The organism is Streptomyces sp. 6-11-2, from assembly GCF_006540305.1.
Lineage (GTDB): Bacteria > Actinomycetota > Actinomycetes > Streptomycetales > Streptomycetaceae > Streptomyces.
The window spans coordinates 1,356,995-1,382,068 of the sequence record NZ_BJOR01000001.1; the positions used below are offsets into that span (position 1 = coordinate 1,356,995).

At 73.6% G+C, this 25,074-nt stretch carries 16 protein-coding genes and 1 pseudogene; 6 read left to right on the forward strand and 11 right to left on the reverse strand.

Annotated elements, in window-relative coordinates:
• Nucleotides 1-26 precede the first annotated feature (26 nt).
• Nucleotides 27-575, reverse strand: a complete 549-nt coding sequence (locus TNCT6_RS05510) for a DUF1697 domain-containing protein (RefSeq protein WP_141357142.1) — start codon at nt 573-575, stop codon at nt 27-29.
• Nucleotides 576-834: 259 nt separating this feature from the next.
• Between TNCT6_RS05510 and TNCT6_RS05515 the strand changes: the two genes are divergently transcribed.
• Nucleotides 835-3,087: an MMPL family transporter gene (locus TNCT6_RS05515; protein ID WP_141357144.1), complete on the forward strand. Its 2,253-nt coding sequence runs from the start codon at nt 835-837 to the stop codon at nt 3,085-3,087.
• A 20-nt stretch (nt 3,088-3,107) separates the two neighbouring features.
• Here TNCT6_RS05515 and mgt read toward each other — a convergent pair.
• Nucleotides 3,108-4,347 (reverse strand): annotated as a pseudogene (gene mgt, locus TNCT6_RS05520) (macrolide-inactivating glycosyltransferase).
• 145 nt (nt 4,348-4,492) lie between these two features.
• Between mgt and TNCT6_RS05525 the strand changes: the two are divergent.
• Entirely contained in the window at nt 4,493-5,356 is an 864-nt protein-coding gene (locus TNCT6_RS05525) for a phosphotransferase enzyme family protein (RefSeq protein ID WP_141357146.1), read from the forward strand.
• Between the two features lie 320 nt (nt 5,357-5,676).
• On the opposite strand, the gene TNCT6_RS05530 is transcribed toward TNCT6_RS05525, so the two are convergent.
• Nucleotides 5,677-6,399, reverse strand: a complete 723-nt coding sequence (locus TNCT6_RS05530; protein ID WP_141357148.1) for a 3'-5' exonuclease — start codon at nt 6,397-6,399, stop codon at nt 5,677-5,679.
• A 109-nt stretch (nt 6,400-6,508) separates the two neighbouring features.
• A complete protein-coding gene (locus TNCT6_RS05535) occupies nt 6,509-7,747 on the reverse strand; it encodes an SAV2148 family HEPN domain-containing protein (protein WP_141357150.1) in 1,239 nt (412 codons plus the stop codon).
• A gap of 670 nt (nt 7,748-8,417) precedes the next feature.
• Here TNCT6_RS05535 and glgX point away from each other — a divergent pair.
• The 3 genes from glgX to TNCT6_RS05550 all read left to right on the forward strand — a co-directional run bounded on the left by glgX (nt 8,418) and on the right by TNCT6_RS05550 (nt 14,705).
• Nucleotides 8,418-10,535 (forward strand): glycogen debranching protein GlgX, encoded by a 2,118-nt coding sequence (gene glgX, locus TNCT6_RS05540; protein ID WP_141357152.1) that lies wholly within the window; start codon nt 8,418-8,420, stop codon nt 10,533-10,535.
• Nucleotides 10,536-11,042: 507 nt separating this feature from the next.
• Nucleotides 11,043-13,397 (forward strand): malto-oligosyltrehalose synthase, encoded by a 2,355-nt coding sequence (gene treY / locus TNCT6_RS05545; protein WP_141357154.1) that lies wholly within the window; start codon nt 11,043-11,045, stop codon nt 13,395-13,397.
• A 57-nt stretch (nt 13,398-13,454) separates the two neighbouring features.
• The gene (locus TNCT6_RS05550; RefSeq protein ID WP_141357156.1) at nt 13,455-14,705 is read left to right on the forward strand and encodes a M14 family zinc carboxypeptidase; all 1,251 of its coding nucleotides are present in this window, start codon (nt 13,455-13,457) and stop codon (nt 14,703-14,705) included.
• A 443-nt stretch (nt 14,706-15,148) separates the two neighbouring features.
• On the opposite strand, the gene TNCT6_RS05555 is transcribed toward TNCT6_RS05550, so the two are convergent.
• The 3 genes from TNCT6_RS05555 to TNCT6_RS05565 form a co-directional block, all read right to left on the reverse strand.
• The gene (locus tag TNCT6_RS05555; protein ID WP_141357158.1) at nt 15,149-15,574 is read right to left on the reverse strand and encodes an SSI family serine proteinase inhibitor; all 426 of its coding nucleotides are present in this window, start codon (nt 15,572-15,574) and stop codon (nt 15,149-15,151) included.
• On the reverse strand, nt 15,571-16,896 hold the full coding sequence (locus TNCT6_RS05560; RefSeq protein ID WP_253266032.1) for a M14 family zinc carboxypeptidase: 1,326 nt from the start codon (nt 16,894-16,896) through the stop codon (nt 15,571-15,573). The genes TNCT6_RS05555 and TNCT6_RS05560 overlap by 4 nt, the downstream gene beginning before the upstream one ends.
• 180 nt (nt 16,897-17,076) lie before the next feature.
• A complete protein-coding gene (locus TNCT6_RS05565; RefSeq protein WP_141357162.1) occupies nt 17,077-17,628 on the reverse strand; it encodes a DUF1707 and FHA domain-containing protein in 552 nt (183 codons plus the stop codon).
• Between the two features lie 173 nt (nt 17,629-17,801).
• Here TNCT6_RS05565 and treZ point away from each other — a divergent pair, with 173 nt between their 5' ends.
• Nucleotides 17,802-19,556, forward strand: coding sequence for a malto-oligosyltrehalose trehalohydrolase (gene treZ, locus TNCT6_RS05570; RefSeq protein WP_141357164.1), 1,755 nt, complete (start codon nt 17,802-17,804; stop codon nt 19,554-19,556).
• A 25-nt stretch (nt 19,557-19,581) separates the two neighbouring features.
• Here the strand turns inward: treZ and TNCT6_RS05575 are convergent, their stop codons facing one another.
• The 4 genes from TNCT6_RS05575 to cyc2 form a co-directional block, all read right to left on the reverse strand.
• A complete protein-coding gene (locus TNCT6_RS05575) occupies nt 19,582-20,589 on the reverse strand; it encodes an aminoglycoside phosphotransferase family protein (protein WP_141357166.1) in 1,008 nt (335 codons plus the stop codon).
• 45 nt (nt 20,590-20,634) lie between these two features.
• On the reverse strand, nt 20,635-21,762 hold the full coding sequence (locus tag TNCT6_RS05580; protein WP_141357168.1) for an aminopeptidase P family protein: 1,128 nt from the start codon (nt 21,760-21,762) through the stop codon (nt 20,635-20,637).
• 545 nt (nt 21,763-22,307) lie between these two features.
• Nucleotides 22,308-22,859, reverse strand: coding sequence for a PDZ domain-containing protein (locus TNCT6_RS05585; RefSeq protein ID WP_141357169.1), 552 nt, complete (start codon nt 22,857-22,859; stop codon nt 22,308-22,310).
• A 34-nt stretch (nt 22,860-22,893) separates the two neighbouring features.
• The gene (gene cyc2, locus TNCT6_RS05590; RefSeq protein WP_141357171.1) at nt 22,894-25,056 is read right to left on the reverse strand and encodes a germacradienol/geosmin synthase Cyc2; all 2,163 of its coding nucleotides are present in this window, start codon (nt 25,054-25,056) and stop codon (nt 22,894-22,896) included.
• Nucleotides 25,057-25,074: the final 18 nt, after the last annotated feature.

Here is a 25,074-nt window from a genome sequence, read left to right on the forward strand (position 1 = left end):
GATCGCGTCGATCGCGTCCGCCCGGGTCAGGCGTCCGGGGCGGTCAGCTCGACGAGTTTGAGCACCGTGTTCCAGTTCCGGCTGGTGGCGATCAGGCCCTTGTTCAGCCGCTTTCTGGACAGGTGCTCGGCGAGCCTGGAACGGCCGAGCCCGTCCGGCGCGTACAGGTACAGGGCCCGGTCGCCGAGGCGGAACTCCTCGGGCAGGTACGCGTCCCGGTCGATCTCCGCGTAGCGCTCCGCCTCGACGGGCGCGGAGAAATAGGTCACGTGCAGCTGTCGGCCCTCCAGTTCCGCGGCCGGGAACGGGCAGGCCTCGGCGACCGCCCGCAGATAGGCGTGGTCGCGCACGATCACGTCCACCGGGAAGCCGAACCGCTTCTCCAGCGCCGCCGTGAACTCCGCGGCCAGCGACTCCTCGTCGCCGTGACCGGCGGCGAAGACGGCCTGGCCGCTCTGGAGATGTGTGCGCACGCGGGTGTGGCCGAGCTCCGCAACCAGGGTGCGCAGCTCGGCCATCGGGACCTTCTTGGCGCCCACGTTGATTCCGCGCAGCAGCGCGGCGTACGTCGTCATCCGCCCACGATAGAGCGGTCGGCGGAACGGGCACCCTGATCCGCGCCCCCGAGAAGCCGGGATAGGTGTAGGGGGTCGGCGTACTCCCCAGTGCGGAGGAAGCGGGGTCCGGCAGGAGGAGCCCCGGCGGGCGCACTTCACCGGTCAGCACGACGAGCGGGGCATCCCCCCGCCCCTACCTTCGATGCGGAGGGCGACGGCAGGGGGCCGTCGCCGCGCACGAGGTCCGCAGGGCCTTTCACGAAGGGGCAAGCCCGTCATGGTCAACGGAGAGACACGGGTGCGGGGCCTCGCCGCGCGGGCCGGCGGCTGGAGCGCCCGGCATCGATGGGCTGCCGTCGGTGTCTGGGTGCTGTTCGTCGTCCTGGCGATGGGGCTCGGTTCGGCGGCCGGCCGGCTGGACGTCAAGGAGAGCGACCAGCTCAAGGGCGAGACACACACCGCGGCGAAGATCATCGAGGACGCGGGGATCAAGGAACCGGCGAGCGAGACCGTCCTGATCCAGGCGAAGGACGACTCCGGCAAGGCCACGGACGCCGGCTTCCGGGCGGCCGTCGGCGACGTGATCACGGCCGTCGAGGGAACCGGTCTGGTCACGGACGTGACCTCGCCGTACGACACGAGGACCATCTCCGGGGACGGCCGCAGCGCGCTGGTGCAGTTCGCGCTGCGCGGCGAGGCGGACACCGCGGGCGAGCGGGTGGAGCCGGTGCTCCAGGCCGTGGCGAACGTCCAGAAGGACCACTCCTCGCTGCGGATCGAGGAGATCGGCGGCGCCAGCATGCAGAAGCAGTACTCCGACGCCTTCGGGGACGACTTCAAGCAGGCCGAGTTCTCCGCCGTGCCCGTGGCCCTCGGCATTCTGCTGATCGCCTTCGGCGCGCTGGTGGCCGCGCTGCTTCCGGTGGCGCTGGCGATCACCGCGATCATGGCGACGATGGGCCTGATGGGCATCGTCAGCCATCTTCAGCCGATGAGCGACACCGCCAACTCCGTGATGCTGCTGGTCGGCATGGCGGTCGGCGTCGACTACTGCCTGTTCTACCTGCGCCGCGAGCGCGAGGAGCGGGAGGCCGGGCGGGATCCGGGGACCGCGCTGCGCATCGCCGCCGCGACCAGCGGGCGCGCGATCATCGTCTCCGGCGTCACGGTGTGCGTGGCGATGGCGGGCATGCTGTTCACCGGGGTCGCCGAGTTCGAGGCGATGGGCCTGGCCTCGCTGATGGTGGTGGCCGTCGCCATGGTGGGCTCGGTGACCGTGCTGCCGGCGCTGCTGTCGCTGCTGGGCGAGCGGGTCGAGAAGGGGCGTATGCCGTTCCTGCGGCGCGGACGGCGCGGCAACGGGGAGAGCAGGTTCTGGACGGCCGTGCTGCGGCGTGTGCTGGCCCGGCCCGTGGTGTCGGCCGCGGTGGCCGCGGGCGCGCTGCTCGCCGTCGCGGCTCCGGCACTGGGCATGAAGACCTCGCAGCTCACGCTGGACCAGGAGTTCGGCGACTCGCTGCCCATCGTGCAGACCTACAAGCGGCTCAACGAGGCCTTCCCCGGCGGCTCCCAGCCCGCCCAGGTGGTCGTGAAGGCCGAGAACGTCAACGCCCCCGAGGTGCGGCAGGCGTTGACCGCGTTCAAGGAGCGGGCCATCGCCTCGGGCGCCTCGCGCGGCCCGGTCGACATCAGGCTGCACGAGGACCGGAACGTCGCCCTCGTCTCCGTCCCGCTGGTCGGCGGCTCGGACCTCGACAAGGCGGGCAGGAGCCTGGAGAAGCTGCGTGACGAGGTGCGGCCCGCCACGCTGGGCAAGGTCGACGGCCTCCAGGCGCCGATCACCGGCCAGGTCGCCGGCTCGCACGACTTCAACGCCCAGCTCGTCGGCTCCGTCGTGCCGGTCTTCGTCTTCGTCGTGGTCTTCGCCTTCCTGCTGATGCTGCTGTCGTTCCGCTCGCTGACCGTCGCGATCACCTCGATCGTGCTGAACCTGCTGTCCGTGGGCGCCGCCTACGGCATCCTCGTCGCGGTCTTCCAGCACGGCTGGGGCGCGTCCCTGGTGGGCGCCCACGGCGTCGGCGCGATCGTCACCTGGCTGCCGCTGTTCCTGTTCGTGATCCTGTTCGGCCTGTCGATGGACTACCACGTCTTCGTGGTCTCCCGGATCCGTGAGGCGCGGCTGCGCGGCCGGAGCACGAAGGACGCCATCCAGCACGGTGTGGTCACCACGGCGGGTGTCGTCACCAGCGCCGCGGTCATCATGGTCGCCGTGTTCGCGATCTTCGGGACGCTGTCCATGCAGTCCATGAAGCAGATGGGCGTGGGCCTGGCGGCCGCGGTGCTCATCGACGCCACGGTCATCCGCGGTGTGCTGCTGCCCGCCGTGATGTCCCTGCTGGGCGAACGCAACTGGTACCTGCCCAAGTGGCTGCACCGCCTGCCGGACCTCACCCACGACGAGACCCCGGAGGCGGTCGCGGCCCAGCCCGCCCCTCCTGCTCCGAGCAAGGGCGAGCCACTGGGAGTGTGAGCCTCAGCGGGCGGCGCGTGTCACCTTCTCCCGGCGGGCAGTTCGGCCTCGATGAGGTCGGCCGCCCGCCGGGTGCCTCCTTCCTGGGCCATGGCGGCCTGGACGTCCTTCAGCCGCCGCGCCACCTCGGGGTCGCCGACGAGGGCGAGGGCGGTGGCACGCAGGGTCTCGGCGGTCGCCTCCTCCGTGGCGAGGCGGCGGGCCACGCCGAGGCCCTGGAGCATGTCCGCGTTGCCGAACTGGTCGACGGCCTGCGGTACGGCGATCATCGGCGTCCCGGTGGCCAGGCCCTCCTGGCTGCCCCCGGCCCCGGCATGCGTGACGAACAGGTCGGCCTGGCGCAGGATCGCCAACTGCGGTACCCAGGACCGCACTTCGACGTTCGCGGGAACGACGCCGAGTTCGTCCTGACGCACGTGCTTGCCGACCTGGAGCACCGTGTGCCAGCCCGGCAGCTCGCCGAAGGCCTCGACGCACTCGCGGTAGAAGGCGGGCTGTTTGGTGAAGGCGGAGCCGAGCGAGACGAGCACCACCTTCTCGGCCCCGGCGGGCCGCTCCCAGTCGCCCTGCGCCGAGCGGTCGCCCTGGCAGGCGCCGACGAAGCTGTGGACCTTCTCGTCGACCCGGTCGGCATGGGGTTGCAGCGCGCGGGGGATCAGGACGATCGAGCGGTCGGGGCGGCCGGCGAACGGGTCCGGGTGCTGGGTGATCCCGTTCTCCGCGAGCCACGCCTCGAAGCGGGCGTAGTAGGCACGGCCCCGCTCGGTCTTCCGGGGCTCGGCCCACAGCGGTTCGGCGACCTCCTCCTCGTAGCCCTCCCAGGCCACGAGGTTCGGCGAGAGGGAGATCGCGGGCACGCCCCAGCGGTGGGCGAGGACGCGGGCCGGGTAGGAGGTGATGTCGTGCAGGACGAGGTCCGGCTCGTCGCCCCGGTAGGCCTCGATCAGCTGGGGCAGGGCCTGGATCGCGTCGTTCAGGAACGGCTCGACGTTGTCGAGCAGGGTGCTTCCCCAGGCGGAGGGGTCGTCGTCGGGCGAGGGCAGCGTGGAGTTCCAGGGCCTCACCTCCGCGCCGGTCTCGGCGACCTTGTCCGCGAAGACGGGCGGGATGGCGTACGTCACCCGGTGTCCGCGTGCGACGAGTTCCCGGATCACTTCGAGGCTCGGGTTCACGTGTCCGTGGGCGGCGACGGAGAACATGGCGATGTGGGTGCGAGTGGGCATGTCCCGGACCCTAGGCGAGACGATACGTCTCGTGCAACGCGGTTTCGGCGCCTGCGGACGGATCGCACCGTCCGGGACACCGGACACCGGTCCCGACCTGTGCGGATGCGACACTGACCCGGCGAAAAGGGCAGGGCTCCGGCGCGGTTGCCGGGGCCCGGACGAGGACACGGAGGCGGACGATGGACGAGGCGCGGGCTCGGGAGGTACTGGCCGTGACGGGGGTGTTGCCCGGTCCGGCACGTGACGCGCAGCTGCTCGCCCTGGGCGAGAACGCGGTGTTCGCCGCCGGGGACCTCGTCGTCAAGGTGGGCCGGGACGCCGAGCTGTGGGACCGGGCGCGGCGCGAGCTGCGGATCGCGCTGTGGCTGGCCGAGGCCGGTGTCCCCGCGGTGCGGGCCGCCGCCGCGGAGGCGATCCTCGCCGAGGGGCATCCGGTGACCGTATGGCACCGGCTGCCCGATCCGGTGCGGCCCGCCGAGCCGCGGGACCTCGCCGAACTGCTGCGCCTGGTCCACGCCCTGCCCGCCCCCGGCTTCGAGCTGCCGCGCCGCGAACTGCTCGGCGGAGTGGAACGCTGGCTGCGGCTCGCGGGCGACTCGATCGACCCGGCCGACGCGGCCTATCTGCGGGAGCGCCGCGACGGCTTCGCGGCGGCCGCCGCCGCGCTCACCCCGCAGCTGCCGCCGGGCCCGATCCACGGCGACGCGCTGCCGCGCAATGTGCACATCGGTCCGGACGGGCCGGTCCTGGTCGACCTGGAGACCTTCTCCTCCGACCTGCGCGAGCACGATCTGGTGGTCATGGCCCTGTCCCGGGACCGCTACGGCCTGCCCGCCGAGGCGTACGACGCCTTCACCGGGACGTACGGCTGGGACGTACGCGAGTGGGAGGGCTGCCCGGTGCTGCGCGGCGCCCGCGAGACGGCCAGCTGCGCCTGGGTCGCCCAGCACGCCCCCAGCAACCCCAAGGCACTGGCCGAGTTCGAGCGCCGGGTGGCGTCCCTGCGGGACGGCGACACCACCGTGCGCTGGTACCCGTTCTGACCTTTCCTCCCCGGCTCGGGATCCGTCGCCGAAGCGGCAGCAGCGGCCGGCGCGGGACGAGCGGAAACCCGTCCGCGGGCACGACGACCGTGGCCGACCAGGCAAGCCGACCGCGCCGAACCGGAGCCGCCCCGCGGGCCCGACGAACACGGCCGAACCGGCAGGTCGGCCGCCCGGACCGCACCCCTCGGCAACCGTGACCGGACCGGCAGCCGGACCGGCAGGCCCGCCGCGACGAGCGGAAGCCGCCCCGCGGGCCCGACGAGCGTGACCGGAACGGCGAAGCCCGCCACTCGGGCCGCGCCCCCGGCGCCCGGGGCTCAGATCGTCTCGCCCGCCGGTTGCCGCAACGGCCATGCGCCGTCGATCACCGCGTCCGGGTCGCCCTTGCGGCGCAGGAAGTCCTGGAAGTCCGCCGCCCAGGCGGCGTGCCACTCGATCTGGCGGCGGTGCAGCTCCGCCGGGCCGAGGGCCGCGACCTTGGAGTGGCGGCCGGCTATCGCGGCGGCCAGCCGGGCCGCCGCGAGGGCGTCGGCCGAGGCGTCGTGGGCGGCGTCCAGGACGACGCCGTACTCCGCACAGACCGCCTCCAGGGTGCGCTTGCCCGGGCGGTAGCGGTCGGCCCAGCGGTCGATGGTGTACGGGTCGACGACCGGGCCCGGCTCCGCTCCGCCCAGGCGGTCGCTCAGGGACGGCAGTCCGTACCGGCGCAGTTCGGCGGAGAGCAGGGTCAGGTCGAAGGCCGCGTTGTACGCCACGACCGGCACGCCCGTCTTCCAGTAACCGGTCAGGACGTCCGCGATGGCCTCCGCGACCCGGTCGGCCGGCTCGCCCTCGGCGGCCGCGCGTTCGTTGCTGATCCCGTGCACCGCCACCGCATCCGCCGGGATCTCCACGCCGGGATCCGCCAGCCACTCCCGGCGACCCGCCGGCTCCCCTCCCCTGACCTCGATCACGGCCCCGGTGACGATGCGCGCCTCGCGCGGATCCGTCCCGGTCGTCTCCAGGTCGAAGCCGATCAGCAGCTCCCGGTGCCAGCCCATGGCGGCCCCCCTTCTCGGTGGTGCGTTCCCCCAGTGGCCTCCACGATCGCACGCGCCACTGACAATCCGAGGACCACGTTCCGCTTTGCGCCCGGGGACTGAGGGCGTTTCAGGACACCGGGCGCGAATCCACCCACATCAGCTCGAACTCTTCGCGATAGGCGGAGAAGAGCCCACCCTCGTCGATCTCGCCGGGTTTGACCACCTTGTTCCCGTTCCGCAGGACGAAGACGGGGGCCTCCATGCCACGGCTGCGCCGCAGATAGGACTGCACGACCGCGATGCCGTCGGAGCCGTCGCCGTCGATCAGGTAGGCGGTGACGCGGGGAGTCTCGTCGTAGACCTGGATCTCGAAGGCGCCCGGGTCGCGCAGCCGGCCGCGCACCCGGCGCATGTGGAGGATGTTCATCTCCACCGAGCGGCTCAGCTCCCCGCGCTTGAGCCCGAGTTCGCGCTCGCGCCGCTTCACCGCGCTGGAGGCCGGGTTCAGGAACAGCAGCCGCACCCGGCAGCCGGACTCGGCGAGCCGCACCAGGCGGCGGCCGGAGAAGTTCTGCACGAGCAGGTTCAGACCGATGCCGATGACGTCCAGGCGGCGGGCGCCGCCGAAGATGTCCTCGGCCGGGAACTGGCGCAGCAGCCGCACCCGGTCGGGGTGCACCGCGACCACGTCCGCGTACCGGTCGCCGACGAGGTCCTCGACCGCGTCGACCGGGAGCCGCCGGGCGGAGGGCACGTCACCGCCGGTGCCGAGGATGTCGAGCAGTCGCGCGGAGGCCCGCTCGGCCTGACTGAGCACCGTCTCGGACAGGGCCCGGTTGCGGGAGACGACGTTGCGGGTCACCTCCAGCTCGTCCAGGGCGAGTTCGACGTCCCGGCGCTCGTCTATGTAGGGCGCGAAGCACGGCCAGTGCTGCACCACCAGCTCACGCAGCTGCGGCAGGGTGAGGAAGCTGATCACGTTGTCGTCGGCCGGGTCGAGCAAGTAGCCCTTGCGGCGGCTGACTTCGCGTACCGCGACGGCCCGCTGCACCCACTCCTGACCGGCCGGTCCGGCGGCGGCCACCACCCAGTCGTCGCCGTGGACGGGCTCGTAGACGGGGCGCAGCACGGCGGCCACGACGGCGCGCAGCCGCTGTTCGACGAGGTTCAGCCAGATGTAGGCGCGGCCGGCCCGCTGGGCGCGCGTGCGCACCTCTCGCCAGGCGCCCGCGTCCCAGTCCAGCTCCGGCCCGATGGCACCCGCGTCCATCGGCCGGGCGAGGGACACCGCACCGGACGGGACGTCTGCGGAGTGCCCCTCGTGACCCTCGTCACCAGGGGGCAGCTCCAGGCCTCCCGAGCCCACCCGTGCACCGCCTTCCGCTCCCCCGGGCACTCCCCGTCCCAACGATCAAGGAAGGGTACTCCGGGAGCGGCGCGCGACGCAGCCGGATGCACAGCTCCTTTCTCAACTTCCGCACGCTATCTGCCCGTTCCGACGGGCCGGGGCCTGCCGAGTGAGCTGATTCATAGCCGGTGACCGGCACCGGCCGCCGTCCGCGTCCCGGGCGGCGCCGTACGCCCCGTGCCCGCCACCCCGCCGGGTGAGGGCCGGTCAGCCCGTTGACCCACGGGCACGCCGGGCAGGAACCGCGTCCTGCGGCAGCGGCGCGGAGTGCTGCCGCATCCGGGTTCCGGCGCGCGGAGCGCCCTGGGGGCTGCCCGGCGGAGCCGGACGAAAGCGAACGCGTGTACCGGCATCCGCCGATCGGGGTGATCGCACCGGAAGGAAGGACTCCGCCCGCGTGATCCTCGTCCGGGCAGGTCCGGACCCGGATGGTGCCGAGGGCGCAGACCTCCTGGAGCGCTGCTCCAGGAGGCGGCCCGAGCCGGGACTCCCCTCTCCTCCGGGGAGGGGAGCATCCAACCCACCGGTTCGGCACACGGACGTGCGTCATAGGCGCATCCCCGACTTTCGTGGAGACTCGGAGTCAAGGCGCCACCCGCGGCGCCGCACACCTGAAAGAGTCTTGTCCATGCAGGTCTGGCCTGGAGAGGCGTACCCACTCGGCGCCACGTACGACGGCGCCGGCACCAACTTCGCGGTCTTCACGGAGGCCGCGGACCGAGTGGAGCTGTGTCTGCTGCACGACGACGGCTCGGAGACGGCGGTGGAACTGCGGGAGAGCGACGCCTTCGTCCGGCACGCGTACGTGCCCGGTGTCATGCCGGGACAGCGGTACGGGTTCCGGGTGCACGGTCCGTACGCCCCGGAGCGCGGACTGCTCTGCAACTCGGCGAAGCTGCTGCTCGACCCGTACGCGCGTGCGATCAGCGGCTCGATCCGGTGGGGCGAGGAGGTGTACGGCTACCACTTCGACGACCCCGGCCGGCGCAACGACCTGGACTCCGCGCCGCACACCATGACGTCCGTCGTGGTCAACCCGTACTTCGACTGGGGCGACGACCGGCTGCCGCGCCGCGGCTACCACGAGACGGTGATCTACGAGGCCCATGTCAAGGGCCTCACCATGCGGCACCCGGGGCTGCCCGAGGAACTGCGCGGCACCTACGCGGGTCTCGCCCACCCGGCGGTCATCGACCATCTGACCGAACTCGGCGTCACCGCACTTGAGTTGATGCCCGTGCACCAGTTCGTGAACGATCACCGCCTGGTCGACCTGGGCCTCAACAACTACTGGGGCTACAACACGATCGGCTTCTTCGCCCCGCACAACGCCTACGCCTCCTGGGGCGACCGCGGCCAGCAGGTCCTGGAGTTCAAGTCGGCGGTCCGGGCGCTGCACGAGGCCGGGATCGAGGTCATCCTCGACGTCGTCTACAACCACACCGCCGAGGGCAACCACCTGGGCCCGACGCTGTCCTTCAAGGGCATCGACAACCCGCGCTACTACCGGCTCACCGATGACCCGCGCTACTACATGGACACCACGGGCACCGGGAACTCCCTGCTCATGCGGTCCCCGCACGTGCTCCAGCTGATCATGGACTCGCTGCGGTACTGGGTCACCGAGATGCACGTCGACGGCTTCCGCTTCGACCTGGCGGCCACCCTGGCGCGGCAGTTCCACGAGGTGGACCGGCTGTCGTCGTTCTTCGACCTGGTGCAGCAGGACCCGGTGGTCTCCCAGGTGAAGCTGATCGCCGAGCCCTGGGACGTCGGCGAGGGCGGCTACCAGGTGGGGAACTTCCCGCCGCTGTGGACCGAGTGGAACGGCAAGTACCGCGACACCGTGCGGGACCTGTGGCGCGGCGAACCGCGGGCGCTCGCCGAGTTCGCCTCCCGGCTGACCGGCTCCTCCGACCTCTACCAGGACGACGGCCGCCGCCCGCTGGCCTCGATCAACTTCGTCACCTGCCACGACGGTTTCACCCTGCACGACCTGGTGTCGTACAACAACAAGCACAACGAGGCCAACGGCGAGGACAACCGGGACGGCGAGAGCCACAACCGGTCCTGGAACTGCGGCACCGAGGGCGAGAGCGACGACCCCCGGGTGCTCGAACTGCGGGCCCGGCAGGCGCGGAACTTCGTCGCGACGCTGATGCTGTCCCAGGGCGTGCCCATGATCAGCCACGGTGACGAGTTCGCGCGGACCCAGCGGGGCAACAACAACGCCTACTGCCAGGACAACGAGCTGTCCTGGGTGCGCTGGCCGGAGCCCGGCGAGCAGGACGGCGAACTGCTGGACTTCGTCCGGGCGATGGCGGGGCTGCGCAGGGACCACCCGGTCTTCCGGCGGCGCCGCTTCTTCCACGGGCGGCCGGTGGAGGGCACGCACGACGAGCTGTCCGACATCGCCTGGTTCACCCCCGAGGGCCGGGAGATGACCCAGCAGGACTGGGACTCGGCGCGGGCCTCCGCGCTGACCGTCTTCCTCAACGGCAACGCGATCTCGGAGCCCGGCACGCGCGGGGAGCGGATCGCCGACGACTCCTTCCTGCTGCTGTTCAACGCCGCGCCGAAGCCGCTCGACTTCGCCGTGCCGGTCGATCACGGGCGCCAGTGGCAGGTGGTGGTGGACACCGCGCGCACGGACCCGGTCCCGCCGGGCACCGGCCCCAAGGTGCGGGCCGGGGAACGCCTCACCCTGACGGACCGCAGCCTGACGGTACTGCGACGCCCGGCTTAGCGCTCCCCGGGCCGGAAACCGGGGTGGCGCTCCGGATCGGCGCGAGGCGCCGGTGCAGCGCGCACCCTCCCGGGCAGGGAGCCGACGTAAGACCCCGGCCGGAAGCCGGCGTGGCGTTCCCCGGGGCCGAAGCCGGCTCGGCGCCTCCCCAGGCCGGGCCCCGGGCCGGACGAGGCGCCTGGTGCAGCGCCCGCCCTCCCCAGCGGGGAGCCGGCGTGGCCCCCCAGACCGGAAGCCCGGCGCAGCACTCCCAGGCGGGGCGAGGCGCCCGGTGCAGCGCCCACCCTCCCGGGCAGGGAGTCGGCGTGGCACCCTCGGCCCGGAAGCCGACGTGGCCCCCCGGCCCGGAAGCCGGCGTGGCGCCCCCCCACCCGGGCGACAACAGGCTCCCCACCCGGGTGGGGGCAAGCGTCCGTCCGGGCGAGGGCGCTCGCCCGCCCGCGTGGGGCCCGGGGCACATGGCGGCCGGGTGACACCAAAGGCGGCCGGGCGGGTACGTAGCTCTCCATGACATCCGAGACACCCGAGCGTCCCGTGCCCGTCGTGCCCACGGCCACCTACCGGCTCCAGCTCCAGCCCGAGTTCCCGTTCGCGGCCGCGGAGCGGGCCGTCCCGTACCTGGCCTCGCTCGGCGTCTCGCACCTGCACCTGTCGCCCGTCCTCCAGGCCGTACCCGGCTCCGCGCACGGCTACGACGTCGTGGACCCCACACGGGTGCGCGACGAGCTCGGCGGTGAGGAGGGCCTGCGGGCGCTGGCGCGCACCGCGCGGGAGCACGGGCTCGGCCTGGTCGTGGACATCGTGCCGAACCACATGGCCATGGCCCCGCGGTACAACCACGCCCTGTGGGAGGTGCTGCGGGAGGGCCCCGCGTCGCCGTACGCGCGCTGGTTCGACATCGACTGGGAGGCCCAGGGCGGCAAGGTGCTGCTGCCCGTGCTCGGCCGTCCGGTCGGCCGGGAGGCCGGCGAGCTGAAGGCGGACGGCGACGTCCTGCGCTATCACGACCACGCCTTCCCGCTGCGCGAGGGCACCGGGAGACTGCCGCTGCCCGAACTGCTGGACGCGCAGTGGTACCGGCCGGTGTGGTGGCGACTGGCCCGTACGGAACTGAACTACCGGCGCTTCTTCAGCATCTCGGAGCTGATCGGGGTGCGGGTGGAGGACCCGGAGGTGTTCCGGGCGACCCACGCCAAGATCCTCCAGCTGCTGGCGGAGGGGGTGGTCGACGGGCTGCGCGTCGACCACCCGGACGGGCTCGCCGACCCCGACGCCTACCTCCGGCGGCTGCACGAGGCGACCGGCGGGCGCTGGACGGTCGTCGAGAAGATCCTCTCCGGCGGCGAGCACCTGCCGGCCTCCTGGCCGGTCGCGGGCACCACCGGCTACGACGCCCTGCGGCACGTCGACGGCCTGTTCACCGATCCGGCCGGAGCGGCCGAGCTGGCCGGGCGCTACCGGCGGTTCGCCGCTCCGCGCGAAGACCACGGCGGGGACTGGGAGGCGACCGTACGACGAGCGGCGTACACGGTGATCACGCACGAGCTGGCCGCCGAGACGGAGCGGCTGACCCGGGTGGCGAACCGGGTGTGCGCCACCTCCCGGGACCCGGCGCTGCGCGACCGCGCTCCCTGGACGCTGCGCACCGCGCTGCGGGAGCTGCTGGTCCGCCTCCGCGTCTACCGGCCCTACGCCTCCGTGGACCCGGCGTCCGTGGTCACCGAGCAGGCCGCCGAGGAGGCCCGGCTCGCCTTCGTGGTGCCGGAGGAGGGCGAGGCCGTCGACGTGGTGCGCGACCTGGTCGTCGGGCGGGCCGGATCCGGGCCCGGCGCTGTGGAGTTCCGCACCCGGTTCGCGCAGGCCGCCTCCGCCTTGCGCGCCAAGTCCGTCGAGGACACCGCCTATTACCGGTACGTGCCGCTGCTGTCGGCCAACGAGGTGGGCGGCGAGCCCGGTCACCCGGCGGTGTCCCCGGAGGACTTCCACGCGTACTGCGCCCGGGTGCAGCGCGACTGGCCGGTCACCGGGACCGTGGTCTCCACGCACGACACCAAGCGCAGCGCCGACGTACGGGCGGCGCTGGCCGTACTCACCGAGTGCCCGCACGTCTGGGCGGACCTGCTGGACGAGGTGACCGGCGGCGGGGAGGGCGTGCCGGACCGGCAACTGGCGTGGGCGGCCTGGCAGACGGTGTTCGGCCTCGGCCCCGCCGACGGGGAACGCGTGCGGCAGGCGCTGCTGAAGCATGTGCGGGAGGCGGGCCTCCACACGAGCTGGACCGAGCAGCAGCCCGTCTACGAGGAGGCGGTGGCGCGGTTCGTCGACGAGGGGCCGTGCGGGGCGCCGGCGGGGCCGGTGACCGCCCTGCGCACCGCGCTCGAACCGCACATCCGGGCGAACGTCCTGGGCACGGCCCTGGTGCACCTGACGATGCCCGGCGTGCCCGACGTGTACCAGGGCACGGAGGCCGAGTACCGGGCCCTGGTCGACCCGGACAACCGGCGCCCGGTGCGGTTCCCGCCCGCCGACGCGGGCGACAAGGGCGCGGTGACGGTGGCGGCGCTGCGGCTGCGCGCCCGCCGGCCGGAGGTCTTCGGCCCGGCGGCGACGTACGCCCCGCTGCCCGCCGAGGGGCCGGCGGCGGCCCACTGTGCGGCGTTCGAGCGCTCCGGTGAGGTGGTCACGGCCGTGACCCGGCTGTCGCTGCGGCTGGCGGAGGCGGGCGGCTGGCGGGACACCCGGCTGCCCCTGCCGCCGGGCCGGTGGACCGACACGCTCACCCCGGGGCGGGAGTTCGAGGGGCACGTGCTCGTGGCGGAACTCTTCGAGCGGCTGCCGGTGGCGCTGCTGGAGCGCGCTTGACAGGACCCGGCGTCCGTGGGGTACTGCGGAATGCGAAGCCGGGAGGACAGGTCGGGGGTGAGTCTCCTGCCGGAGTTGCGCTACCCCAGTGTTCCCGAACTGGTCGCCTCCGCCCGTGCGCTGGCCGCGTACCGGCCGGACCGGTGTGTACTGAGGCAGGTCGGCCACTCCCGCGCGGGACGACCGCTGCACCTGCTGTCCGTCGGGCACGCCCGGCGGGCGGTTCTGGTGGTCGCCGGCGCCCACGCGAACGAGCCCACCGGCGGCTCCACCCTCCTCGCCGTCGCCCGCCGCGTGCTGCGCGAGGAGCGGTTGCGGGCGGACACCTCCTGGCACTTCCTGCTGTGCGCGGACCCGGACGGGGCGAGTCTGCACGTCACTCCTGCCCCACGCAGCCTGCTCGACTACCACCTCGGGTTCTTCCGGCCCGCCGGGCCCGAGCAGCCGGAGTGGTCGCCCTCCGTGCTGCCGCCCGACCGGCTGCCGCCGGAGACGCGGGCGCTGACCGGGGTGATCGACGAGCTGCGGCCCTACCTCCAGGTGACACTGCACGGCACCGAACTGGGCGGCAGCTGGGTGCAGTTGACCCGGGACGTGCCCGGGCTCGCCGAGCCGTTCGGCAAGTCGGCGGCACGGCTGCACATCCCGGTGGAGACGGGTGCCTCGGACGCGGCGGGCTGGCCGGTCTCGGGGCCCGGGGTGCGGGTGATGCCGGGGCGCGGCGCGGACCCGGCGTATCCGAGCATGCCGGACGACGCGCGGCACAGCACCTGGTTCCGCCCGCACCGGTACGGCGGCATGACCGCGGTCGTGGAGGTGCCGATGTGGGCGAGCGACCTGGTGGACGACCCCGCGCCGCATCCCGCCCCGGCGGCGGCGATACGGCGGCTCGCGCACCGGCTGCTGCGGGACGCGCGGGAGGTGGAGCTGGTCCTCACCGACGCGCTGCCGCGCCTGCGCGGGGCGGACGGGCCGCTGCTGCGGGCGGCGAAGTGGGGGCTGAGCCTGGTGCCGGGACTGGCCGCGGACTGGATCCACACCCCGCCCGCGGACACCACGATGGCGTACGTCGGCAGCGTGGACGCGTTCGGGCGCCGCCTGCCGCTGCGGGCCGCGGCAATGCTCCTGCGGACCCTGCGCGAGACCGACGACCGCGCCGCCCCGGACCTGGAACAGCTCGTGAACGCCTGGAGCGAGTCCTTCGCCCACCGCTTCCACGCCCGCTGGGTCCCCCTGGCACACCAGGTGGAACACCAGAGCCGCACAGTCGTCACCACAGCCCACCAGGCCCGCACCCCACCCACCTGACCCACCCGGACCACACCGCCCTGCGCCGAACCGGCAGCGAGCACCCGCCACCGCGCCGTGCACGCACGGCAGCGGCCGGCCCCGCGCCCCGCGCCCCGCGCCCCGCGCCCCGCGCCCCGACGACACCTTGAGCACACACGCCCGCCGGACACACGGCCGTCGCCGCCCGCACCGGCCGCGCCGCCCCGTGCCGACCACAGTCCCTAGCCCGCGAGCGGGCGCCCGTCACGGCGCCGCATACGCACGGCAGCGGCCCCCGCACACCCGCCCTGGCACACGCGCGTACCGCCACCCACGGCGATGGCATCGCCCGGCCGGGCGTTCCAGCGGGCGTGCCCGCCGCCGCGCCGCACGTACGACAGCGGCACACCCCCGGAAGCCCGCCCTGGGCACGCGCGCGTGCCGGGTGCGCGGTGGGCGTTCCAACCGCCGCGCGTCGGGCCTCAGTTGCCCATGGCGAAGACGGCGCCCGTGCGGGCGTTCAGTTGGCAGGTGTTGGAGAAGGTCTCCGTGTAGTGGATCGTTCGGCCGTGCCACTGGCCGCGGGCGTGGGCCGTTACCGGGGCGTAGACCATCGGGCAGAGGACGTCCCGGTGGGGGATGCCGTGGATGTCGCCGCCGGACGAGCGGAGCTGGGTGCAGGCGGCGGCCGCGTGGGCGTGGCCCCGGGGCGGGTCGCACAGGAGCAGGGCGCCGCGGACGTGACCGGAGCGCTCGTCGCCCTGGGTGACCGTGACGTAGAGCCAGTCGGACTGGCCGGTGGGCCGGTGGGCGGCCGTGGCCGGGGCGGCGCCGGCGAGCAGGAGCGCGGCCGCCGCCGTCAGACCGCGGCGCAGGCAGGTCGTGGCCGCCTTGGTGAGGTGGGTCATTCCCGCTGTATCGGCAGGGCCGCCCGCGTGCCCCACCCCGGCTCACCCGATCGTGAGCGCACGCGCGCGTGCCGCCCGGCGAGTTCGCACACGGCCAGCACCACCCGCGTCTGGTACTCGGCCTGCCGGGCGACCGGTATCCAGCGCGCCCGCAGGTTGTCGTGGTAGTCGGCGCATCCCTGCTCGATGAACCGGTCCAGTTCGGGCAGGACGCGGGCCCGGTCGTGCCCGGCACCGCGCACGAGCCGGTGCAGCAGTCCGGCGGTGCGCAGCGCCAGCCGCCGCCCCGCGATGCGCAGCGCGGCCAGGTGGGCGTTGGTCAGCGGCGGGAGCGGGCGCAGGGTGCCGTCGTCGGTGTCGGGGTCCCACGCGTCGGCGAGCCCGGGGCAGACCAGGAGGTAGTCGTCCACCGGCGCGAGCAGCCGGTCCGCGTCCGGCACGTCGGCGAGGTACGGCCGGACCCGTTCCAGCAGCCGTTCCATGAGCCGGATGTCCTCGCGCAGGGCGCGGCTGACGGTGCGCAGCACGCCGTCCGGGTCCGCGGGCGCCGAGCCGTCGGACACGGCGTCCACACCCCACATGGGCGCTTCGACGACCGCGGTCACGGTGCCGTGCCGCTGCGGGTGGAACCACGTCGACTCCACGGCCGCCTCGGTGATGGCGGCGGCCAGGCCGCTCCGGCGCGGCGGCGGGATCCGGTAGACGGCGGGCCCCAGACGCGGCCAGTACAGGGGGTCGTACGGGCCGAGTTCGCGCGGGATGCCGAGCCGGGCCGCGGCGTGCCCCACGCGCCGTGCGAGGCCGGGCAGTTCGCGGGTCACCTCGACGAAGCCACCGCCGACGTCGACGCCGTGCAGCGAGCACTGGACGAAGGGCCGCAGCTCGTCCTGGAGTTCGAGCAGCGCCCGGGTCTCCGGCAGCGCGGCGGCCGCGGCACCGTCGGGCAGCCACTCCGGCTGCTCCAGGAACCCGGGCCGGAAGAAGTCCCGGAAGTAGTGGCCGAGGGTGTAAGGGCCCTTGAGCCAGCCCTCGTTGCGCCGTGAGCCGTCGGGGTCGAGGCACAGCAGCAGGTTCCAGGTGACGTCGGCGTCCGCGCCGCCGCCGCGGCCGGCCAGCACGCGTCCGGCCAGCCTCAGTACGGTGGCCCCGCCCACGGGCTCGTTGGCGTGCGGTCCGGCGACCACGAGTGCCTGGCGGCTGCCGTGGCCGACGGAGAGCAGCCACAGGGGCAGGCCACCGCGGGAGGTTCCGACGCGGCGCAGCCGGGCGTCCCGGGGCCGGCGGGCGACGAGTGCGGCGGCGTGCGCGCCCAGCTCGTCCACGGACGGATAGCACGGGAGTGGCGGCAGGACACACCTCCACAGTGCGGCGCCGACGCTTCACCACATGTACATGGCGTACACACAGTCAGTCATGACTTGTCGGATACGTCAACACCAGCGTCCGAAAAAGGACTTGACCCGCCGTATCGGATGAGCCGGGGCCGGTGGCGGCGGTGTGGCTCAGTTCGCGGAGAGCCGGAACGCCACCTGCCCGAACCCGACCTGGTCGCCCTCGCGCACGACCGCCGCGCCGACCACGCGCCGCCCGTTGACGGTCGTGCCGTTGGTCGAGCCGAGGTCCCGCAGCACCCACATGCCGCCCTGGTGGCGCAGTTCGGCGTGCACCCGGGAGACCGTCTCGTGGGTCAGCCGCAGACCGCTGGCAGGATCGCGCCCTATGAGCAACGGGTGACCGCTGCCGGGAAGCGGCAGCAGCAGCTTGGGCAGCCGCTCGACCTGCCAGGCGCGGCGCAGCCGTACGCTGAAACCGGACACCGCCTCGACCGTGCCGAACACCAGCCGGGAGACGCGTCCCTCGGTACGCAGGTCCGAGGTGAGCGCGGCGAGTTCGTCCGGCCGGCGGGCGGCCAGGGCCAGCTCCATCCGCCGTATGAACGTGTCGTGCGACAGCCGTCCCATCGCGACGCCGTCACGGAGCACCTTCAGCGCCTTGTCGCGCTGCGCGTCGGAGAGCCGCGCAGGGTACGTGTGGGACTCGAAGGACGACGTCACGTTGGTGATTGTCGGTCAGTCGACCCCGCGTGTCCAGCTACCACGGCGACGCACACCAGCCACGCGGATCCGGCGACACCCACCGTGAAAGGGGGAATTCAAAAGCGGATTGATCTCTTGTGCCGCACCATGGACGGGCTACGTCACGGTGAGCGAACGAAGGGGAACCGTCCGTGCAGTTCGAGGTGTGGGCACCACAGGCCGGCCGTGTGACGCTCCAGTGCGACGGCGCCACGCGCGCGCTGGAGCGCGATCCGGAGCGGGAGGGGTGGTGGACCGGTGAGGCCGAGGCGCGCGACGGCTCGCGGTACGGATTCGCGCTGGACGGCGGCCCGGTGCTGCCCGATCCGCGCTCGCCGCGGCAGCCGGACGGCCCGGACGGGCTGAGCGCGGTCGTCGAGCACGCGCGGTACCCGTGGCGCTCCGCCGAGGGGCCCGGGCGCCCGCTGTCCGGCGCGGTCCTGTACGAGCTGCACATCGGCACGTACACGCCTGAGGGCACCTTCGACGCGGCCGCCGAACGGTTGCCCCACCTGGTGGAACTGGGCGTCACCCACGTGGAGTTGATGCCCGTGTGCCCGTTCCCCGGCCGGTACGGCTGGGGCTACGACGGCGTGTCGCTGTGGGCCGTGCACGAGCCGTACGGCGGACCCGAGGGGCTGAAACGCTTCGTCGACCGGGCCCACGAGCTGGGCCTGGGCGTGGTCCTGGACGTGGTGCACAACCACCTGGGTCCGTCGGGCAACCACCTCCCGCGGTTCGGGCCGTACTTCACCGACACCCACCACACCCCGTGGGGCGCCGCCGTCAACCTGGACGCGCCCGGCTCGGACGAGGTGCGCCGGTTCCTGGTCGGCAGCGCGCTGGCGTGGCTGCGCGACTACCGGATCGACGGTCTGCGCCTGGACGCGGTGCACGCCCTGGTGGACACGCGCGCGTGCCACTTCCTGGAGGAGCTGTCGACGGCCGTGCACGCGCTCTCCGCCGACCTGGGCCGCCGTCCGTTCCTGATCGCGGAGTCGGACCTGAACGACCCGCGGATCATCACCCCGCGCGCGGAGGGCGGTCTCGGCCTGGACGCCCAGTGGAACGACGACTTCCACCACGCGCTGCACTCGGCGCTGACCGGCGAGTCCCAGGGCTACTACGCCGACTTCGGACGGGCCCCGCTCGCGGCGGTCGCCAAGACCCTCACCGGCGGCTACTTCCACGACGGGACGTACTCCGGCTTCCGGGGCCGCCACCACGGCCGCCCGCTGGACCGCACCCGGGTGGCCGCGCACCGGCTGCTCGGCTACAGCCAGACCCACGACCAGGTCGGCAACCGTGCCCGGGGCGACCGCCTGTCCACGCTGCTCGCCGGCTCCCCCGGGCTGCTGGCCTGCGCGGCCACGCTGACGCTGACCGCGCCGTTCACGCCGATGCTGTTCATGGGCGAGGAGTGGGCGGCCGGCACGCCGTGGCAGTACTTCACCGACCACACCGACCCGGAGCTCGCGGAGGCGGTGCGACGGGGCCGGCGGCGGGAGTTCGCCGAGCACGGCTGGGCGGAGGAGGACGTGCCCGACCCTCAGGACCCGGCGACCCGCGACCGTTCCTGCCTGGACTGGTCCGAGCCGGGGCGCGAGCCGCACGCGCGTGTGCTGGCCTGGTACCGCCGGCTGACCGCCCTGCGGCACGAGCAGCCCGACCTCACCGACCCCGACCTCGCCGACACCAAGGTGGCCTACGACGAGGAGGCCCGCTGGTTCGCCTTCCGGCGCGGGGACGTGCTGGTGGCGCTCAACCTCGCCAAGGAGCCTGCGCGGATCCCCCTCGGCAACCGTCCCACCGAGGTGCTGGCCGCCTGGGAACCGGTCGCGGCACCCGGAGCGGACGGGCTGCTGCACGTGCCCGCGGAGTCGTGCGCGGTGCTGTTCCAGCACTGAGCACGGCACCGCGCCCGGACGGCGCCTACTCGCCGGTGTCCCCGGGGTCGGCGGGGTCCTCGGTGTCAGCGGTGTCCCCGGGGTCAGCCGGGTCCGCCGGGTCCGCGGCGTCCTCCCGGAACTCCGTCACCCGCTCCAGCAGGATCGCCTCCCAGGCGTGGCGCAGCTGGGACCTGAGGAGCGGCAGCGGGCTTTCGTCGCGGCCGTCGAGGCGCGCGGCGAGGCGGATCACGGTGTCGCAGCGGGCCAGCCACAGGCCACGCAGGCAGGGCCGGGCGCTGTAGCCGGCGAGGGTGGCGGCGCGCACCGCGGCGGGGGAACCCACGGCGACGGCGACGCCGGCGATGTCCTCGGCCGGGTCGCCGACCACGGCGTCGGTCCAGTCGAGGACCCCGCGCACCCGGCCGTCGGCGCTCACCACCAGATGCTCGCCCTTGAGGTCGTGGTGGACGAGCACGGCGGTGCCGGGCTGGGCGGCGAGCTGGGCCGCGGCGGGCGCGGTGAGCTGGGCCATCCGCGCGGGGTCGAACTCGTCGGCGGCGCCGAGGCGTACGGCGGCGTGCACGGCCATGCGGCGCAGCGCCTCCAGGGAGCGCGGCGCGGTGCGCGGGACGCCGAGGGTCCGGGCCTGCCGGACGGGGACCTCGCGCAGCCCGGTGAACAGCCCGGCCAGGTCGTCCTCGCCGACGGCGGAGACGTCGTGCTCGCCGGCCGAGCCGCCGGTGATCCGGGTGTCCAGCGTGTACGTCAGCCCGGGCGCCCATTCGCCGCGCGCGACGCTGGCCGGGACGGCGACCGGAAGGTGCGGGCGGACCAGTTCGCGCAGCCGCAGTTCGCGGCGCTGGCGCTCGGCGGCCTCACGGTCGGGGGCCAGACGCAGCACATGGCGGGTGCCGACCCACCAGGTGGAGTGCTCGCCGCCCTCGGCGACGGGCCGGATCTCGGGTCCGCGGGCGGTGTCCGAGCCGTCCTTGAGCAGGGTGCGGACCAGTCTGCGGACCGTGTCCGCGGTGGGTGTCGGTGCCTGGGTCATCGTCGCGCCGTGTCGTTGCGGTTGCGGGGTGGGGACTGCCGGTGGTCAGGCCACTATGACCATCTCCCGGGTCGTGTCGTTGAGGCGGCGGCCCCCGTCCTCGGTCACGGTGACGATGTCCTCGATGCGCACCCCGAAGCGGCCGGGCAGGTAGATGCCGGGCTCCACGGAGAAGCACATGCCGGGTACGAGGGGCTGCTCCTCGCCCTCGATCATGTAGGGCGGCTCGTGCGTGGTGACGCCGATGCCGTGGCCGGTGCGGTGGATGAAGAACTCGCCGTACCCGGCCCGGGTGATGACCGCGCGGGCGGCGCGGTCGACCTCCTGGCAGGAGACTCCGGGGCGCACCGCCCGGAAGCCGGCCTCCTGGGCCTCGCGGACGATGTCGTGCACCCGCCGCTCCTCGTCGGTCGGCGCGCCGACGTGCACGGTGCGGGTGGTGTCGGAGCCGTAGCCGTCCTTGAGGCCGCCGAAGTCGAGGACGACCATGTCGCCGCGCTCGATGACGCGGTCGCCCACCTCGTGGTGCGGATTCGCGCCGTTGGGTCCGGAGCCGACGATGGTGAAGTCGACCTGGGAGTGTCCGAAGCGCCCCAGCAGGCCGGCGAGGTCGGCGGCGACCTCGGATTCACGGCGGCCGGAGAACCGCAGCTTCCGGATCTCCTCGAACGCGGCGTCGGCGGCCGCGCCCGCCGCCGCGAGCAGTTCCACCTCGGCCGCGTCCTTCACCGCGCGCAGCATGGGCAGGGCCTCGGTGAGGGAGGCGTAGGAGGTCTTGGGCAGCGTCTGTTGCAGGGCGAGCAGGTGCATGGCCCAGGTGTTGTCGCTGATGCCGAACCGGCCGCGGTCGTCGAGAAGGGCGGCGGTGACGGCGTAGGGGTCGGTGCCGTCGGTCCAGTCGCGCAGGGCCAGAGCGGACGCGCCGGACGCCTTGGCGGCGTCCGGGGCCTCCAGGGTGGGCACGACGAGTACGGGTTCGCGTCCGGCGGCGAGGACGAGCAGCGTGAGCCGTTCGGTGACGGCGGTGGGCGCGTACCCGGTCAGCCACACCAGGTCCGGCCCCGGTGCCACCAGCAGTCCGGCCAGCCCGGCGTCGGCCGCCGCGCGGGCGGCTCGTTCCAGCCGGACCCTGTAGTCGTCGGCGGTGAAGGGCGCGAGCGCGGTGCCGGTCATCCGGGCCTCCGTATGCGGCTGAAACGGTGAGGAAGGCTACGGGCAGCATCCTGCCCGGCCACGCCGTGCGACGCGAGCCGGTCGAGGATCTCGACCACCCTCGCGTCGCCCGCCCGCGCCGGCCCCTCGGCCACCGCACGGGGGACGCGCCACGGGACGGGACACGGGCAACGAGCCGGGGCAGGCCACGGACCGGGGCGGACCACGGACCGCGGACCGCGACAGGACACGGAACGAGTCGGGCCACGGACCGGGGCGAGCCACGGCACGCGGCACAGGTCACGCCACAGACCAGCGCGCAAACCACAGACCGCGACAGGGCACGAAACGGGACGGGCCACAGACCGGGGCGAAGCACGGACCGGGACGGAGCACGTAGCGGGCCGGGGCACGGGACGGACCAGGGCACAGGACGAGTCGAGGCACGAGTCACGAGCCCAAGGCAGGGCCACAGACGGAGGCGGACCACGGACCGCGGCAGGGCACAGGACGGGGCCGGGTACGGGGCATGAGCCAGGCCGGGCCTCGGGATGCGGCGGGAGCCGTCATGTGACGATCCCCGGGGTGACCGTCAGCTGCTGGTAGCCGCCGCCGGCGTGGCGCACGGTGAGGACCACCGGCTGCCCCGGGCGGGACCCGGCGACCGCGCGGGCCAGGTCCGCCGCCGTGTCCACCCGGGTTCTGCCGAAGACGAGGAGTACGTCCCCGCGGACCAGGCCCGCCGTGTACCCGGGGCCGGGGACGTGGACGCCGACCACCCGGGCTCCGGGCCTGCCGTCGTCCACCACCTCCACGCCCAGGGTCGGACGCACCGGTGCGGGCGCGGAGACGGGCGCCGGATCCGTGCGCGCCCGGGTGCCGGCCGGCCGCTGCGGCTCGGCGGGGGCGGGCCTGCTCGTGCCGATCACCGTGAGGCCCACCGCGCCGAGGCCCACCCCGGACAGGACCAGGACGATCGCGGCAAGCAGCCCGCATGCCAGGGCCGCGAGCCGGCGGCCGCGGCGGCGCGCGGCGAACGGGCGCCGTACCGGGCCGTGCTCGCCACCGCCGGGTTCCTGTCCCGGCATCGGCTTGGGACGCAACGCTGTCTGTTCCATCGACCGCCTCCGGCTGCCGCTGTTCGGTGGGCGGTCAGCCCACGGGGAGGGCGGGGACCGGCGGACGGTCCGGGAGGAAGGCGTGGGCCCGGCGGCCCAGCCACTCGGCCTTGTAGCGGTCCACGTTCCGGTGCCAGTTGAGGATGCCCGCCATCCAGTTCTGCAGGTCGGCGACATAGCCGAGCAGGGCCGCCCGCGCCTCCTCGGACAGCTCGAAGTCGTCCTGGACGACGGGCAGTTCGTGGGCGACGACGTGCTCGAACTGACGCATGCGCTGGTTCATCATGTCCTGGACGACCTTGAGCGCGGCCGGGTAATCGATGCCGAAGAAGTGCTGTACGACCAGGATCGCGTTGTGGATCTCGCCCTCGTACTCGATCTCCTTCTGGTACGAGAAGACGTCGTTGAGAAGGCAGGCGTAGTCGACGGCCGCGTTCTCCAGGGAGCGGACCGGGCCGCTGCGGTAGACCTCCGCGGGGATGGCCGGGCCGTATCCCATCCGGCACAGGCTCAGGGTGAGGTCGGAGCCGAAGGTGGCGCGCCGCATCTCCAGGTAGTCGACCGGGTCGGGGACGCGGTTCTGGAGCTGGTTGGACAGCTCCCACACCCAGCTCTCGGTCATCGAGTCGACGGCGTGCTTCAGGGTGCGCCGCTGGTCGGGGGTCATCTCCGCGGTGGTGCGCGCCCACAGGTCGGTCAGACTCCGCTCCATGGCGTTGAGCGGGACCGGCGCCGCCTCCCCCGCCACGGGCATGCAGGCCGACAGGCGTGCCGTGGTCGCCTTCGCGGCGACGAGGTCGCGGCGGTGCCCGTACACCAGCGGGTAGTAGTCGTCGCCGTAGGTGCCGAAGGCGAGCCACTGCGCGCTCAGGTCGAGCGCCTCGGGCGTGGCGTCCGGGTCGATGCCGGCCGAGCACAGCGCGAGGTCGTAGGCGGCGAGCTTGTCCTCGTCCCACACGCCCTCCTCGAGGATGCCCATGCTGTGGCACCAGTCGACGAGCCTTCGCCGGGAACGGTCCAGATGCGGGCTCAGCCCCAGCGGGTAGGGCATGCGGAGGTCGGGGATGCGGGACGGACCGACCTTCTCGAAGGGCACGTGCGTGTACGCGCGCAGCCTCTCCGCCCCGGCCGCCGCGAGCAGCGCCCCCACGTCGGCCGCCGAGGTGCCGGGGCCGGCCAGTCGCTGCCAGGGGCTGGTGGGCCGGGCCCGCTCGTTCATGTACCGGCTGGAGCGCGTGTGCCACTCGTGGCCGCCGGACTGCCAGTCCTGGAGGCCCTTGGCGTACGCCGCCACCGCCGCGGTCTCGACCGGGGTGAGGCCCTTCTCCAGTGCCACTGCGGGCACTTCGGTGAGCGCGGTGTGCTCGAACTGGTGGAGGCGGGAGGTGAGGACGTCGTTGACGGAGTCGGCGGCCTCCTGGGTGGTGCACCCGAAGAAGGTCTCCAGGACCAGGACGCCGTTGCTCAACTCCCCCTCGTCCTCCACCTCACGCTGGTAGGAGAACAGGTCGTTGCGCAGGTGCACGGCGTCGGAGAACGTCTCCATCAGCACCCTGAGCGGCCGGGTTCCGGCGACGGCGGCGGGCACTTCGGCGGTCGCGTACTCCACCAGCCCCGCCGACCAGGGCGCGCCGCCGACCTTGCGGCGCATCTCGATGTACTCGACGGGGTTGGCGATCCGCCCCTCGTTGATGTTCGACAGCTCCCACAGGGACTCGTTCAGCAGGTGCTCGGTGGCCACCGCGAACCGGTGGCGCCAGTCGGCCGACATCGACGGCACCGTACGCGCCCACAGGTCGGCGAGGCCGGCCTCGACCGGGTTGCGCGGCTCGGGGACGGGGGTTTCGGGGTCGAGGGGCATGAACAGGGGAAGCCGGTCCAGGTAGGCCTTGCCGCCCGCGCGGTCCTGGCTGCGCTTGAAGGTCTCCAGGAAGTGGTCGTCGAAGAAGAAGACCCACACGTACCAGTCGGTGATGAGCGACAGGGCGGGCCCGTCGCAGTCGGGGTGGGTGTAGGCGCAGAGCAGTCCGTAGTCGTGCGCGTCGAGGTCGGACTGCTCCCAGATCCCGGAGCCCTCCAGCATGCCCATGTCGCGCGCCCACCGCGTCGAGTGGGCTCGGGCCTCGTCGACGTTCGGGTTGAGCCGCGCGGGATACGGCATGTAGAAGTGCGGGAGTTCGAAGGGCTGCTGCGTCATGGCCGGGCCCTACCCGCG